Origin of the sequence: Meiothermus sp. (assembly GCF_025056915.1) — a bacterium.
In the GTDB taxonomy this organism is placed as follows: Bacteria; Deinococcota; Deinococci; order Deinococcales; family Thermaceae; genus Meiothermus.
This window is the reverse complement of the sequence record NZ_JANWVH010000069.1, coordinates 1-15560: the sequence shown is the minus strand read 5'-3', so window position 1 is coordinate 15560 and position 15560 is coordinate 1. Positions and strand designations below refer to the sequence as shown.

Here is a 15560-nt window from a genome sequence, read left to right as displayed (position 1 = left end):
CTTGCGGATTCTCCCAAAGCCAAGACTTGTACCAGACCAAATGCGTTAGCCTGTAAGGCATGATAGTTGTGGGCAGTACCAACCCAGCCAAACTCGAGCCCGTTCGCCTGGTGTTTGCAGAAGTTTTCCCCGGATTGGAAATTCGCGGGGTAGACGTACCCAGCGGGGTGCGCGAGCAGCCGATGGGCTACGAAGAGACGGTCCTGGGGGCCGAAAACCGTGCCAGGGCGGCTCTGGCCCAGCCTGGGGCAAGCTGGGGGTTGGGGCTGGAGGCGGGGGTGGAATTCAACGCCCACGGAAGCTGGCTTTTCAACATTGCGGTGCTCCTGCGTGCCGACGGGCGCAGGGGGATGGCCCGGGGGGGCTCGGTGCTGCTGCCCCCGGCGGTGGGGGAGCGCCTGCGCGAAGGGCAGGAGCTGGGTTTGGTGATGGACAACCTGGTGGGCCAGAGGGATACCAAGAAGGGCAGTGGCGCGGTGGGCATCCTGACCCTCTCCCGCATCGAGCGGGTGGAGTTCTGGCGGCATACCATCGAGCTGGCCCTGCCCCCTTTTCTGCGCCCGGAACTCTATCCGCAGTAAGTCCGATATGATGTGGCTTCAGAGGTTATGCGATGATTGTCGTTAAGGTTGGGGGTTCGGAAGGCATCAACTACGAGGCCGTAGCCAAGGACACAGCCCAGCTCTGGAAAGCAGGTCAGAAGCTGATACTTGTCCACGGCGGTAGCAGCGAGACCAACAAAATTGCCGAGGCGCTGGGCCATCCCCCCCAGTTTCTCACCCACCCCGGCGGCCTGACCAGCCGCCTCACCGACCGCAAGACCCTGGAAATCTTCGAGATGGTCTACTGCGGACTGGTGAACAAGCGTATTGTGGAGCTGTTGCAGAAGGAGGGCGTGAACGCGGTGGGCTTGAGCGGGCTGGATGGGCGCATCTTCGAGGGTAAGCGCAAAGAGGCGGTCAAGTACCTCGAGAACGGCAAAATCAAGATTCACCGGGGCGACTACACGGGTTCGGTAGAAAGGGTGAACACCGCTTTGCTGACCCTGCTTTTGGAGGCGGGTTACTTGCCGGTGCTCACCCCTCCGGCGGTTTCCTACCAGGGCGAGGCCATCAACACCGACGGCGACACCGCGGCGGCCATGCTGGCAACGGCTTTCAAAGCCGAGGCGTTGCTGCTTTTGTCCAATGTGCCGGGCCTGCTGGCCAACTTTCCGGATGAGTCGAGTCTGATCCGTGAAATTCCGGCGGCCCGGGTGAACGACCCGCAGTACATGAGCGTGGCCCAGGGGCGCATGAAGAAAAAAGTGCTGGGCGCGGTGGAAGCGGTGCAGGGGGGGGTGGGCCGGGTGGTCTTTGGGGATGCCCGCACCCCGAACCCCATCTCGGCGGCGCTGACGGGGGCCGGTACGGTGGTGCGGTAAAGGGGCCACTGTACACAGTCGTATCCGCGCCAGAGCGCCCATCTTGGTTGCGTTACACGGGCTTGCCACAGCCCGGGCTGTAGCCCAAACAGACGCCTTTTGGTTCCTCCCCTGCGGTGTAAGGGAAGCGGGGAGGGGTTGCAATTCATTCGCTTCCACAGCAAGCTGCGTCCCTGGGCGCAGAGGAAAAGCCCGCCGAGCCAAGCGATGGCTCTTTAGATACTTGCCCTGTTCGTGCACTGGTCACTTGTTTTGCCAACGTTGCTTGAACGTTGCAAACGGTTGAAGCCCCTGGGTAGGGCACAGGGGTATGGGAGTAGGAAGCCAGTCTGGAAGACCCGCTCCCAAAATTGCGATTTGTGAATCATCAGGGAGTGTAGCGCCGCGAGCCGCCTGTTTTCAATGATGAAAACCACCCAAAGGAAAACTAATGAAGCTCAAAGGTGGCTTACATCAGTATGGGTTGTGCTTATTTCATGCAGTGGCGCAGCCTGCTCCTTGGTTTGTTTTTCCTGGTCATGCTTTTAGGTTGTGAGGTGCCTAACCCTCCACCAGTTGAACTTCCACCACCCAGAGTCATGCTTTCAGACCTCGGCCCCATCACCGTTACCCGAGATGAGCAGGTCATCGAGAATGTCCGCATCAATGCCAGCAATCAACACGGAATTACGGTTATCAACAAGCGGAACGTGGTCATCCGCAACTGTGTCATTCAGCATCGAAACGGGGTGGGCATTTACTTCAGGAATAGCCCTGGCATTCGCATCGAAAACTGCCACATCATTCATACCGGAGCACCTGCCAGCGGCCCCAATGCCAGTGAAACGCTGAACAACATTACGGGCGAGCTTTCCCCTGGCGCCGTCATCGACAATGTGCGGTTGGAGAAAGGCTCTTCGGGCATCTATCTATCCGATTCACCCAACGCCGTACTGACCCGCATCGAAGGCCGCGACTTTAGAGGCCCATTTCCCAGAGGGCAGCTCGTCCAGTTTTCCAGAAGCCACTCCTCACGGCTGGAAAACTTTTCCAGCATCAACGGCAAGGAGAGTTGGGTGGAAGATAACCTATCCGCATGGCGCTCCTCCAACGTAGTTTTCAGGAATGGCTACATCGAAGGCAACAACTCACCCAGTGGGGTAGGCATCATGTTTGAGCTCGACGATGGCGTCTCCACGGGTGGACTGGTGGAGGACGTGCACCTCGTCAGAATGGGCAACGGGGCGGTCTCGGGTTATCCAGCCCGGAACGTCATTTTTAGAAATGTGAGTGTTCGGGACAACATCTGCCATGATCAGGGCAGAGGCGTGCCTTTGTCGGGTGGATTGAGCTTTTCCGGGTCACCCGATTCGTCCAATCTGCGGGTGGAAAATTCTCGTTATTTCAACCTCTGCCACATTGTTTTGTGGGATCGGCAGGCATTCAGCTTTGTGGAGATAAAACAAGAGAACTTTGCCCTGAAAATACCGTTCAGGGCGAAGTTTGGCTGGGAGTGAAGGCACCATTCGGCCTAAACGTCGTATAAAAACCCGTACAGCCGCACCCCCACGCTGAGCGAATTCAGCCAACCTTCGCCTGGATTCGCTCGGTTCCTCCCCGACCCTGTGGGGGAGGCCAGGTGGGGTGGCTGGCCTGACCAGCAGCTTGGGGGTCTTGTCCGGTACCCTCGCCAACCAGGGCCTCGAGGGCTGTGCTCTTTTCTGTGGGCGTTTAGGATTGTGTGATAATAAGCGGTTTGTCAAAATCCCTCACAGGCGTGGCTGCCCATCCAGGTGGTCAATGTTGTGTTGAGCACAGGGTTCCCTCATAGCCGGACGGCCAGAAAATGCGAACAGCGCTCTGTACGGGTGGGGGGGTCTGGAAACAGAGCCACCGCTGCATGTTGCCCCGAGGCCTGGTTTTATCGTGGGCAACCCTATTTTGAGTCGGTTGGGGCAGGGTACAATCAGGGCAGCATGGACAAGCTCATCTCCCGGCGCGACCTCGAGTTCCTTTTGTACGAAGTGCTGGAGGTCGAGGCCCTGACCCAGCGTGAACGCTACCGCGACCACAGCCGCCAGACCTTCAAGGACATTCTCGAAGTGGCCCACAAGATAGCCGTTGAACACTTTGCCACCCACAACAAGAAAAACGACCAGCAGGAGCCCTACTTCGATGGCGAAAAAGTGCACACCAACCCCGAGGTCAAAGCAGCCCTCGAGGCCTACCGCCAGGCGGGCCTGTTTGCCGCGACCCACGACTACGAGCTAGGCGGCATCCAGCTGCCCTACGTGATCTCCACGGCCTATGGGGCCTTTTTCAAGGCGGCCAACATCGCCACCGCCAGCTTTGCCTTGCTGACGGCGGGCAATGCCAACGTGCTGCGGAAGTACGGTTCGCCCTCCCAGCAGAAAAAATACCTGCTGCCCCAACTGGAGGGGCGATTTTTTGGCACCATGTGCCTCTCCGAGCCCCACGCCGGTTCTTCCCTGACCGATATCCTGACCCGCGCCGAACCCCAGCCCGACGGCACCTATCGGCTCAACGGCTCCAAGATGTGGATTTCCGGGGGCGACCACGAGATTTCGGAGAACATCGTGCACCTGGTGCTGGCCAAGATTCCGGGCGGGCCGCCGGGGGTCAAGGGGATTTCCCTCTTCATCGTGCCCAAGTTTCTGGTGGGCGAGGATGGCCGCCTGGGGCCGCGCAACGGGGTCAAGCTGGCCGGCCTCAACCATAAGATGGGCTACCGGGGCATCCCCAACTGCTTGCTGAGCCTCGAGGACGCGGTGGGCGAGCTGGTGGGCGAGCCGCACCAGGGGCTCTCCTACATGTTCACCATGATGAACGAAGCCCGCATCGGGGTGGGCATGGGCGCCATGGCCCTGGCCTATACGGGCTATCTGCACGCGCTCGAGTATGCCCGGGGGCGCACCCAGGGCCGCCGCCTGAGCGACAAAAACCCGGCCAGCCCGGCGGTGCCCATCCTCCAGCACCCCGATGTGCGGCGCATGTTGCTGATGCAAAAGGCCTACGCCGAAGGCTCTTTGCACCTGTGCCTGTACGCGGCCCGCTTGGTTGATGAAGAGCGCACCGCCCCCACCCCAGAAGCCGCCCAGCAGGCCCACCTGCTGCTGGAGTTGCTGACCCCGGTGGTGAAGGGCTGGTCGAGCGAGCTGGGACTGAAGGCCAACGAACTCGCCCTTCAGGTGCACGGCGGCTACGGCTATACCCGCGACTACAACGTCGAGCAGTTCTACCGCGACAACCGCCTGAACGCCATCCACGAGGGCACCAACGGGATTCAAGCCCTCGACTTGCTGGCCCGCAAGGTGGGGATGCAGGGTGGGGCGGCCTACAAGCTGTGGGTAAGGGAAATTGAGCGAACCATTGCACAGAGCCGAGGGCCGGGAAGCGAGCTCAAGGAATATGCCGACCGGCTCGAGCAAGCCCTGAACACCACCACCGAGGTAACCCAACTCTTGCTGAGCAAGGCGGCAGAGGGCGCGGTGGAGCGGGCCTTTGCCAACTCCTTTGCCTACCTGGAACTCTTCGGCACCGTGACGCTGGCCTGGCTGTGGTTGCAGCAGGCGCAAAAGTCGATGGGCAGGGAAGGCGCTTTTTACCGGGGGAAGCTGGAAGCGGCCCGCTACTTCTACCACTACGAGCTGGATAAAGTGCCCCTGCTGGCGGCGCGGCTCCGGCGGCTGGACGATGTGTTTTTGTGCCCGGAGCAGGACTGGCTGGCCGAATGCTGAGGCGGTTCCAGTGCGTGTGAGTGTTTTCGGCAGCGCCGCTTTTGTCCGCATCCGACTGCCGCAGAAAGCCCGGCCTGTGGGCGTGCCTCAACAACGATTGAGCCTTTGCCCATTATTGTGAGACAAGTATGGTTTGGAATAGAGCTATGTGGCCTCGGCTGCTGGCAACAGGGGTGCTGGGCCTGATGGCCTATGCGCAGCCCCTTCCCGCGCCGGAGGGCAGCCCGGTCATGCTCCCGGCGGGCAAGCTGGGCCTCGAGGTGGTGCAGGAGAATGGGGCCCTCACCTTCCGTAAAAATGGCCTCGAGTTCACCTACGTGGAAGGGATTGGCTGGGCCCCACCCCTGGACGCAAACCTGCCCCCGCCCCAGGGCCTGCTTCTGCCCCTTGCGGTTGTACGCGCGGCGGGCCTGGTGAGCGCGCCGGAGGCGCGGGTGCGCTTTTCGGTGGATGAGCGCCGGTTGCGGCTGGTGCTGGAGCTGCCCGAGGGCGATGGGGTGCAGCCTGCGCCCACCGACCTGGCCCCCTATCCGGGCCGGCTGGAGCTGAGCCTGCCCTACTTTGCGCCGGGCCTCGAGGGGGTGCGGCCTCTGGGGGTGGAGCTGGCCGCTCGCTACGAGGCCCAGAGCACCCTGCTCAGCCTCCAGGCCCCGCCGGGCCGCCTCTACCGCTACCGCAGCTTTGTGCTCAGCAACCCCCGCCGCTACGTGCTGGACGTGTACTACCTCGAGCCCGAGCGCGAGGAGGCGGTGCAGCCGGGCTTCCGCTACCGCGAGCTGTGGGCCTGGACGCCCGAGCCGGTGCGGATGTACTGGCTCGAGGCCCTGCCGGGCCGCTGGCGCCTGGAGCCGGTGGGCCGCCCCGGCGAGCGCCGGGTTCTGCCGGAGATGGCTCCAGGTGCGCTGGCCCTCTTGAACGGGGGCTATTTCGATGGTCCAACCGGCACCCCCATCGGCCTGTGGGTGCGCGGGGGGGTGCCCCTCAGCCTTCCTTTTGGGCGCAGCGCCCTGTTCTGGCAAGACGATGCGGTGTTCGCCGGCCTACCCCGCTTTACCGCCTCGGTGCAGCTGGCCGATGGGCGCACGCTGCGGGTGGGGTTGAACCTGGCCCGGGCCCGCTATACCGTGCACACCCTGCCGGGGCTGGTGGGGCGGGCGGGGGAGGGGGTGTACCTGGTACAGGGCGAACAGATTATGGCCACCTACCCTGCGCCCTACGAACTACCCGAGGGCTTCTGGGCCCTCAGCTTTCCCGCCGAAGAGCCCTTGGCCCGCACCGGCGAGACCCTGCGGTTGTTGGTGAACCTCGAGCCGCCCACCAGCCACGCCCTGGAAGCGGGCCCCTTGCTGCTACAAGGCGGTGTGAACGTTTTTAGCCCCACCGCCGAACCCTTCCGCGACCGCGCTCCGGTGGAGGCGCAAGCGGCGCAGTCGGCGGTGGCCTGGACACAGGCCGGGGCGCTTTACTTCATCGTGACCGAGCCCATGCGCCCCGAAGCCCTGGCCCGCACGTTGCAGGAACTGGGCTTCTGGGGGGCCATTCGCATGGACGGGGGCGGCTCGGCGCAGCTATGGGTCAGGGGACAGCTCAAAAACCCCAACGGGGGCCTGCTGGGGGTTCGTCCGGTGGTGAGCGGGCTGGCCCTGTATCCCAAGCCTTAGCCTGCCAGCCGTCCTGTCTCCCTCGAGCACAGGGCCTGGTAGACCTTTTTGCTGTGGGTGGCCACAAACAAATACTCCTCGTTTTCGGTATGCGAGACCCGCCCCACCTTCTGGCCCTGGGGGTTGTAGATGCCGATGCGGGCCCCCACGTAGCGGCGGTGGGGCTGGCTCATGCGCACCACGTAGCCCCATTCCCTGAGAAGGGCCTCAATTTCCTCGGTGCGGAAGAAGCCTTCGTTGTTGAAGGAGAGCACCAGGTGTGGGGCCCGGAGGCTAAAGAGCAGTTTTTCCATGGCGCTCTTGGCCCCGCGCTTGGAGTTGAAGGGGCTTTTGCGCTCCTGTACTTCGGTGCGCTTGCGGGCGACGCCGTAGGTCGGGGGGTTGTCCCAGCGCACCAGGGTTTCCCACAGGTGGTAGTTGCCCAGGTAGGAGTGCTGGTTGTAGGGGGGGTCGAGGTAGAAGAGATCGGCCCTCAGCTGGGGGGCAATCTCCAGCGCGTCGGCCTGCAAGGCCAGCCCGTCGCCGGGAAGCAAAGGCGGGTACTCCAGCCGCAGCTCGTTGAAAGAGCGCGGCGCCCAGCGCTTCAAATAAGCCATCTGGATGCCGGTGGTGGAGTCTACCTTGTCGGCGGCGATCATCAGGCTGAAAAGCAAGATGGCCCGCAGGATTTCATCCCCGGCGGCCTCGAGCTCGATGCGCTCGCGGATGGCCTCGATGCGGGCGCCGTTGTGGGGCTGGATAAAGCGCGACTCCTGGCAGTAGGTGCGGGTGAACCAGCCGCTTTGGCCTTTGAGCCGGTGCAGCCGCTTCAGAATGGGCTCGAGGCGCTCGGGCGGATACTGGGTGCGGTTGGCCTGTACCAGGGCCTGGGCCAGCACCCGGGCGTAGGTGTGGAGGTCGTTGGCCGTCACAAAGAGCCCCATCTGCTTGAGGGCATGACCGACGCGGGCGCTGCCGGAGAACAAGTCCACGGCGTCTTTGAGAGGCTTGACAGCATTAATCTGCTCCACCACCCCGATAATCCAGGGCAAAAGCGCACGTTTGGAGCCGATATATTTGACCACTGCGATAATTCTACACTCAGCTATGGCAAATTATGCAACCGAGACGGTGTAATTTGCGAATTTGAATGAGTTAACCCTGACCCAAACGTTGAATTGCAAGTCTATTGATTTACGGATGCACTCATATTTTCGCTGACCTGCCCGGTGGGTAAAGAAAAGGACGCTTGGTTCTTAAGTTTTCATGAAACAGCCCCTTGCCCATTTCTCACCCCGTGGTTTTAGCCTTAGAACGCTCTCTGAAGGCGATGCGCGCATCTGAAGCTGTGCTGACCGGGCACGCGCATCATATAGGCATTGCTTTAGAGGGCGGTAGTGTCCTGACCTCGAGACCGCTTGAAGGGGGGGTGCATGAACATAGCAATTCTTTGCCATGCCAGCGCAGGGGGTTCGGGGGTGGTGGCCACCGAGCTGGCGCTGGCCCTGGCGGGGCTGGGGCACCGGGTGCATGTGGTGGCAACCGAGCGGCCCTTCCGCCTGACCGAAGAAAGGCTGAGCCAGCTGGGCCTGAGCAGCAACCTGCGGGGTGCAAGCCCCATCTCGATGGGCCAGGACCCGGTCGGTGGGCTGGGTCGCATCGTTCAGGCTTCCAAACAGAGTGTGGCCCGCTGGCTGGGGCTGCTCAAGAAACCGCTGCGGGCGGGCTCGCTGCATTTTCACCAAGTTCTAAGCGCCGATTATCCCCTGTTCCAGGAGCCCCTGACCCCGCTCACGGCGGCCAACTCCATCGCCGAGCTGATCGAGCGCTTCAAGATTGAACTGGTGCATGCCCACTACGCCATCCCGCACGCCACCAGCGCCCTTCTGGCCCGCGACATGGGGCTGGATATCAAGGTGGTGACCACCCTGCATGGCACCGACGTGACCCTGGTCGGGCGGGAACCGGCCTTTGCCAAAACCACCCAGCACGCCGTGCGCACCTCGGATGCGGTGACGGCGGTCTCTAACTCGCTGGCCCACGACACCCGCGCCAAGCTGGGGGTGGAGCGCGAGATTGAGGTGATTTACAACTGGGTGGACCCCGAGCGCTTCAAGCCCAACCGCGACCCCGCGTACCGGGCCCGCTTTGCCCAGCCCGAAGAGGCCATCGTGATGCATGTGTCCAACTTTCGCGCGGTCAAGCGCCCGCTGGATGCTTTGCGGGTGTTTGCCGGGATTGTGGAGCGGATGCCTGCGCGTATGCTCATGATTGGGGAGGGGCCCTTGCGGCAGGAGGCCATCGAGCTGGCCCACGACCTCGAGATTGCCGGGCGGGTGCAGTTTCTGGAGTCCACCCCCAGCATCGAGAAGTTCATGAGCGTGGCCGACCTGTTTTTGCTGCCCTCCGAGCAGGAGTCCTTCGGACTGGTGGCCCTGGAGGCCATGGCCAGCGGGGTGCCGGTGGTGGCGAGCCGGGTGGGGGGGCTACCCGAGCTCATCGAGGAGGGCCGAACCGGCTTTTTGCGCCCGATGGGCGACGTGCAGGGGATGCTCGAGGCCAGCCTGGAAATCCTCACCAGCCGCACCCGCCGCCGCAACATGGGCGAGGCCGCCCGCGCCCGGGCCATCGAGCGCTTCCGGCCCGAGGTGGTGCTGCCCAAATACCTCGAGGTCTATGAAAAAACCCTGGATTGGCAGGCGGTTCGAAACTGAGGCCAAAGCCGGCGCGAGCGTCTCGTAACCGATGCGGATTGGTCTGCGGGCTTCGATAGAAGCCCGGTGCTTTTCGGGTTCGCCACAGTTCGGCGTTACATTTTTTAAAGAACGAGATTAAGAAAGATTAACGCAGAAAGGGCGACTGGGTCAAATAAAACTGCACGGGAGAGACGAGGCTTTACCTTAAACGTTACTTAACGCTTGGCTAACGTCACGCCAAAAATCACAAACTAGTCTTGCCTCGTGACTCCTGTGCCAAATATGTTTTCATCTGCCTACGCTCGGGTTGCTTTTGGCCTGCTGGTGCTGTTGCTGGCGGCCTGCGGAACCCAGACCCAGGGCAATCCGCCCACCGATTCCAACCCCAACCCCTCGCCGCTGAGCGGCAGGACCATGACCTATTCCCCCACCGACGAGGTATTCCTCAACCCCGAGCGGGGCTTCCGGCCTGGGGTGCAGCTCGGCTACAGCCAGGGCTCGACCTCGCTGGCCGGAGTGGATCTGCCGGGGATGCGGGGGCGCGGCTACACCCTGATTCAGGCTTACATCAGCCTCGAGCCCTTCCAGGGGGGGCCCATCTCCGATACCTACCTGAACCAACTGCGGGGCCGCCTTCAGGGGATGCGCGATGCAGGCATCAAGGGCTCGGTGCGCTTCTGGTACACCTGGGGGGGCACGCCGCGTTCGTCCAAGGCCACCATCCTGGGCCACATCCGCCAGCTGACCCCGCTGTTGCGGGACTACGCCGATGTGATTGTGGCGCTGCAAGCTGGGTTTTTGGGCTCCTGGGGTGAGTGGGGCGACCACGGCGAGATGAACAGCGCCGACAACAAGCGCGAACTGGTGAATGCCTTGCTGGCGGCCCTCCCGCCCGACCGGCGGGTGCAGCTGCGCACGGTTGAGCATCTGCGGCTGTTTGTTCCAAACGGCATCAGCGAGGCCCAGGCTTTCGATGCGAGCTTTATCGGCTCGAGGCTGGGCCACCACAACGACTGCTTCATGGTGAACCAGAGCGACGCCGGCACCTACGCCTGGAACGACCCCCAGCGCACCACCGACCGCAACTACCTCTCGAGTATGTCCAAATACATGCCGATTGGGGGCGAGATGTGCGGCGATGTGCCGGAAGCAGGCTCCGACCCCTACAACCGCCGCACCCCCCAGGGGCAGCTCGATGAATTTGCCCGCTTCAACTGGAGCTGGATCTCCAACGACTTCGGCAACATCGAACGCTGGCGGCAGTGGGGCATCTACGACACCATCGCCCGCAAGCTGGGTTATCGCTTCTCGCTCACCCAGTCGGTGGTGCCCGAGGTAGCCACCGGGGGCCGCCTGCGCCTGAGCTTCACCGTGCGCAACGACGGTTGGGCGGCGCCCTTCAACCCCCGCCCGGTGCGGGTGGTGCTGCGCAACACCCAGAGCCGCCAGGTCTACAGCCTAAGCGTGAACGCCGATCCCCGCCGCTGGTATGCCGGAACAACCCAGACCGTCCAGGTGGATCAGCCCCTGCCCGCAGGGATTGCACCAGGCAGCTACGAGGTCTTGCTGCACTTCCCCGACCCCTACCCGAGCATCGCGGCCCGCCCCGAGTACGCCATCCGCCTGGCCAACCCCGATGTGTGGGAGGCCACCACGGGCTACAACAAGCTGAACCAGACGCTGCGGGTGCCCTAGAGGCCACCAGGAACGCTTGGCCCCAAGCCCGAAGCCGAGGGTGCCTCTCAGGAAGAACCTTGCGAACAGAAAACCATTACGGCTGCTTTAAACGCAGAAGGAGCTGCGGGGCGTAATCGTCGGCAGTGCTGAACAGAGCCAGGTTGCTTTGGTGGTCGTGGTTGGTGGGCTGGCTGAAGCGCAGGCGAAACTGTGCCGAGGCCCGCCCCAGGGCCAGGTCGCGCCGGAGGGCTTCTGTGACATCGAACTCGAGGTAACCTTCGGCGGCTGCCTCGTTGCGGGCGGTTTCCAGCGCGGGGGTGTCGAAGGCCGTGAAGTCCCGCAAATCGGGAACCTGGATGTGCTCCAAAAGCAGGCTTTGCAACCGGGCATAGGTAGGGCCCGACTCGCTCTGGTAGATGCGTAGGGTGGCGCTGGCAATCTGGTCGCTTGAGATGTTTTTGGGCAAGGCGCTGAGGTCAAATTCCAGCAAACCGCGTACCGCCTGGTTCTCGCTGTCGTCGCCTGCACAGATCACCCGGCGGCAATAGTAGCCGGCCTGCCCGCTGCCGGCGGCGTCGAGGGTGGTTTGTTTGGAAAGCGTGAGGGCTTGCTCGGCCTGGAAACCTACCAGTTCTATTTGAGCGCAGCCGGTCAGCAGCAGTGCACCCAGGGTGGCGATGAGGTGGGCTTTGGTAAGCGTTCGCATGTGGAGGCCCCGGTAAATCTTCTCCTTCGGTTATAGGAAACTGGGGCCGGTTCTGCATGAAAATGGGGTTACTGCGGGCATTATTAGGGGATAACCTGTTGCAACAACCAAGGTGTTTGGCCGGCAGGAATAGGTTTGGATCGGGAGCAGAAGGCCATTATTTGAGGCGTTAACCAGGGCGTATCGGATGGGCGGGATATCCCAGATTGGCCTGGCTTTCCGCTATGCTCATAGAGTCTAAATGAACCTTAAGGTTTTCTAACCTGTAGCCCCTGGAACCCCTTCATAAACTGACCCGGTGATGCAGATGTCCAAGTCTTTATTGTTGTGCAGTGGATTGGTTGTGGCAGGGCTTCTGCTTGCGGGTTGCGGCGATGCTACGGGGGTTACCCCTCCCGGTACCGGAGGCAACGTGCCGGTGCTGCCGCCGATGAGCGGAAAAACCCTTACCTATCAGGCTTCCAGCGAGAATTTCCTCAACCCCGAGCGGGGCTTCCACATTGCCTTCCAGCTTCAGGAGAACAACGATTACCGCAGCGTGCGCTCGGGCGGCTGGTTTAATTTTCCGGCCAGCGTGGTGTTTGCTTACGTCAAGCTGAGCGATTTTCGCAATGCCCCCATCTCGCAGGACTACCTCAACCTGCTGCGTACCCGCTTCGAGAATGCTCGCCAGGGGGGCATCAAGCTGATCCTGCGGCACTACTACGCCTTCCCCGGTGTGACCGGCACCGAGGATGCGCCGCTGGAGCGGATGCTGGGCCACATCGAGCAACTCAGGCCGCTCTGGAACGACTACCAGGATGTGATTCTGGCGGTGCAGGCAGGGTTTATTGGCCACTGGGGTGAGTGGCACAGCTCGAGCAACGGCCTCGACAACCCCACCAGTGAAAATCGGCTGGTGCAGGCGCTGCTGGCGGCCCTGCCCAGGAGCATCCCGATCCAGCTTCGCACTTTAGAAGACATCGAGCGACTGTACCCCCAGCCGCTATCGGCCAGCCAGGCCTTTGATGGCAGCAACCAGGCCCGCGTCGGCCACCACAACGACTGCTTCCTGGCCGGGGAAAACGATGCCGGCACCTATAGCTGGGGCCAGTGGGATCGGCAGAAGGCTTATCTGGAGAAAATAAGCCGCTTTGTCCCGGTAGCAGGTGAGACCTGCCAGGTGAACCTCGGGGCACGGCAGGCTTGCTCGGTGGCCCTGGCCGAGCTGCGCCGCTTTAACTGGCAGGTGCTGAGCGGCACCTGGTATAAGCCGGTGCTGGACCGCTGGAAGAGCGAAGGCTGCTACGACGAGATTGCCCGCCGCCTGGGCTATCGCTTCCGGCTGGTGAGGGCGGTCATTCCCGAGCAGCTAAGCAGGGGAGGGCGCTTCCAGATGGGCCTCGAGATTGCCAACGACGGTTTCGCCAACCCCATCCGGCCTCGAGGCGTGCGAATCATTCTGCGCAATGTGGCGAGCAAGCAGACCTTTACCTTCCCCATCAATACCGACCCCCGCTACTGGGAACCCGATAAAACCCAGGCTCTGATGCTCGACGCCACCCTGCCGGGCGACCTGCCCCCCGGCGACTACGAGGTGCTGCTGCACCTGCCCGACCCGGCCCCCAACCTTTCCGCCCGCCCGGAGTATGCCATCCGGCTGGCCAACCCGAATGTCTGGGAGGCGACCACGGGCTACAACTCATTGCAGCACACCCTGAAGGTGCAGTAGGAGCCTGATTCCGGGCGAGTCTTGCCTGCCAGAGCTGCGCATTCAAACTACGCCTCCATCAGGGTGGCTCAGCAGTACCTTGACCGCCTGCTCGCGCCGAAGCGCGGCGGCGAAGGCCTGTGGGGCCTCGGCCAGGGGGAAGCGGTGGGTGATGAGGGGCTCGACTTGTGCTTGACCCTGGGCCAGCAGGCGCAGGGCCTCTTGGTAGTCGCGGAAGGTGTACATCAGGCTGCCCCGTAAGGTGAGCTCCCAGTCCTGCACTAGCCCGGCGCTGATGCAGGCCGGGCGGCCAAAAACCCCTACCACCACCACCTCGCCCCCCTTGTGACAGGCTCGGATGGCCCCCTCCAGGGCCTTCTCGCTGCCCACGCACTCAAAGACCACTTCATAGCGGCTTCCGTCCGGGGGCTGGGCCGGGAGGCCGAGCTCTTCGGCCAGCCGGCGCCGGGCCTCCAAAGGATCCACCACCCTCACCGAGGCTGCTCCGTAAGCCCGGGCTACCTGGGCCACCAGGAGGCCAATGGGGCCGGCCCCCAGCACCGCCACCTCGAGCCCTGCCACCCGGGTTTGAGCCACCGCGTGCACGGCCACCGCCAGGGGCTCCACCAGGGCTCCCTGCTCGGGGCTTAGCCCCTCGGGCAGGCGGTGGAGTTTCTCGAGCGGGGCCACGAAATGTTCGGCCATGGCCCCAGGCGCCTGGAAGCCCATCACCCGCAGCTCGTGGCAGATGTTGTAGCGTCCGCTTCGGCAGGAGGGACAGCGCCCGCAGGTGAGGGAGGGCTCGAGCACCACCCGGGCCCCCAGCCAGCCGGGGTCGGTTCCGGGTCCCAGGGCCAGCACCTGGGCGGCCACCTCGTGCCCTGGATAGACCGGATAGCGCACAAAGGGGTGCTGGCCTTCGTAAACGTGCAGGTCGGAGCCGCAAAGGCCCACCGCCAGGGGTTTGAGCAACGCCTCCCCGGGGCCTGGGGTGGGCGGGGATTCCTCCTGCCACCCCAGCTGGTGGGGGGCCTGCACCACCAGCCTCCGGCTCACCATACCGTGTACCCCCCATCCACCACCAGCTCGCTACCGGTCAGGTAGCTGCTAGCCTCGGAGGCCAGAAAGAGGGCGCAGCTTGCCACCTCGGCGGGTTCGCCCAGGCGGCCCATGGGGGTGAGGCCCAGCCAGTCCCGCCGCCACTCGGGGGTTTCCAGGCCCCGCTTGGTCATCTCGGTACCGATGTAGCCGGGTGAGATGGCGTTCACCCGCACCCCAAAAGGGGCCCACTCAGCGGCCAGGGATTTGGTGAGGTGGATTACTGCAGCCTTGGAGGCGTTGTAGGCGGCCTGGGGCTGGGGCCGGTTGACAATGCGCCCGGACATGGAGGCGATGTTGATGATGCTGCCCCGGCGCCTCGCCACCATCCGGCGTCCAAAAGCCCGGCTGCACCAGAAGACCCCGTGCACGTTGACCTCAAAGACCAACCGCCACTCCTCGTCGGGGGTCTCCAGCGCCGGGGTGTTGCGGCAGATGCCGGCGTTGTTGACCAGAACGTCCACTTGCCCCAGTTCCTGGGCCAAAGCCTTGGCTTGGTCAGGCTGGGTGACGTCCAGGGGGCGGAAATGGGCCTGTAGGCCCAGCCCTCTTAGGTGGGCCGCGCTCTCTTCGCCAGCCACTGGGTCGAGGTCGGCCAGCACCACCCGGGCCCCGGCCTCGGCCAGGGCGGTGGCGATGGCCAGCCCAATGCCGCGGGCCCCGCCGGTGACGACGGCCATCTGGTTGTCCAGCCGGAATCTGTCCAGTACGGTTGCCATAGGTTTTTCGCTCCTTTAGGCGTTGGGCTCGATAAGCACCTTGAGGGCCTGGGCCATGCCGGGGTGCTCCTTGTAGGCCAGGGCCAGCTCGAGGCCCTCCAGGGGCAGGCGGTGGCTGATCAGGGGCTTGACCTGCACCCGGCCAGTCTGAAGCCACTCCAGGGCGATGGGCAG

Annotated in this window: 12 protein-coding genes; 8 read left to right on the top strand and 4 right to left on the bottom strand. The window is 63.3% G+C overall.

Annotated features, from left to right (window positions below; genetic code table 11):
* The first annotated feature begins 59 nt into the window (after positions 1–59).
* The 5 genes from yjjX to NZN28_RS11040 all read left to right on the top strand — a co-directional run bounded on the left by yjjX (position 60) and on the right by NZN28_RS11040 (position 6821).
* Positions 60–581: an inosine/xanthosine triphosphatase gene (yjjX, locus tag NZN28_RS11060; RefSeq protein WP_295398167.1), complete on the top strand. Its 522-nt coding sequence runs from the start codon at positions 60–62 to the stop codon at positions 579–581.
* 32 nt (positions 582–613) lie between these two features.
* The gene (locus NZN28_RS11055; RefSeq protein WP_295398165.1) at positions 614–1423 is read left to right on the top strand and encodes a [LysW]-aminoadipate kinase; all 810 of its coding nucleotides are present in this window, start codon (positions 614–616) and stop codon (positions 1421–1423) included.
* Positions 1424–1899: 476 nt separating this feature from the next.
* On the top strand, positions 1900–2919 hold the full coding sequence (locus NZN28_RS11050) for a right-handed parallel beta-helix repeat-containing protein (protein WP_295398162.1): 1020 nt from the start codon (positions 1900–1902) through the stop codon (positions 2917–2919).
* A gap of 459 nt (positions 2920–3378) precedes the next feature.
* Positions 3379–5160, top strand: a complete 1782-nt coding sequence (locus tag NZN28_RS11045; RefSeq protein ID WP_295398160.1) for an acyl-CoA dehydrogenase — start codon at positions 3379–3381, stop codon at positions 5158–5160.
* Between the two features lie 230 nt (positions 5161–5390).
* On the top strand, positions 5391–6821 hold the full coding sequence (locus NZN28_RS11040; RefSeq protein ID WP_295398169.1) for a phosphodiester glycosidase family protein: 1431 nt from the start codon (positions 5391–5393) through the stop codon (positions 6819–6821).
* Here NZN28_RS11040 and NZN28_RS11035 read toward each other — a convergent pair.
* A complete protein-coding gene (locus NZN28_RS11035; RefSeq protein WP_295398159.1) occupies positions 6818–7885 on the bottom strand; it encodes a DNA adenine methylase in 1068 nt (355 codons plus the stop codon). The genes NZN28_RS11040 and NZN28_RS11035 overlap by 4 nt on opposite strands.
* A gap of 348 nt (positions 7886–8233) precedes the next feature.
* Here NZN28_RS11035 and bshA point away from each other — a divergent pair, with 348 nt between their 5' ends.
* Together bshA and NZN28_RS11025 are read left to right on the top strand one after the other, a co-directional pair.
* Positions 8234–9514, top strand: a complete 1281-nt coding sequence (gene bshA / locus NZN28_RS11030; protein WP_295398158.1) for an N-acetyl-alpha-D-glucosaminyl L-malate synthase BshA — start codon at positions 8234–8236, stop codon at positions 9512–9514.
* 264 nt (positions 9515–9778) lie between these two features.
* A complete protein-coding gene (locus NZN28_RS11025) occupies positions 9779–11191 on the top strand; it encodes a DUF4832 domain-containing protein (RefSeq protein ID WP_295398156.1) in 1413 nt (470 codons plus the stop codon).
* 76 nt (positions 11192–11267) lie between these two features.
* On the opposite strand, the gene NZN28_RS11020 is transcribed toward NZN28_RS11025, so the two are convergent.
* The gene (locus NZN28_RS11020; RefSeq protein WP_295398154.1) at positions 11268–11879 is read right to left on the bottom strand and encodes a hypothetical protein; all 612 of its coding nucleotides are present in this window, start codon (positions 11877–11879) and stop codon (positions 11268–11270) included.
* A gap of 343 nt (positions 11880–12222) precedes the next feature.
* On the opposite strand from NZN28_RS11020, the gene NZN28_RS11015 reads away from it, so the two are divergent.
* Positions 12223–13590 (top strand): DUF4832 domain-containing protein, encoded by a 1368-nt coding sequence (locus tag NZN28_RS11015; RefSeq protein WP_295398152.1) that lies wholly within the window; start codon positions 12223–12225, stop codon positions 13588–13590.
* Between the two features lie 42 nt (positions 13591–13632).
* On the opposite strand, the gene NZN28_RS11010 is transcribed toward NZN28_RS11015, so the two are convergent.
* The gene (locus NZN28_RS11010; RefSeq protein ID WP_295398150.1) at positions 13633–14625 is read right to left on the bottom strand and encodes an alcohol dehydrogenase catalytic domain-containing protein; all 993 of its coding nucleotides are present in this window, start codon (positions 14623–14625) and stop codon (positions 13633–13635) included.
* On the bottom strand, positions 14622–15386 hold the full coding sequence (locus NZN28_RS11005) for an SDR family NAD(P)-dependent oxidoreductase (protein ID WP_295398148.1): 765 nt from the start codon (positions 15384–15386) through the stop codon (positions 14622–14624). Before NZN28_RS11005 ends, NZN28_RS11010 begins: the two co-directional genes overlap by 4 nt.
* Positions 15387–15560: the final 174 nt, after the last annotated feature.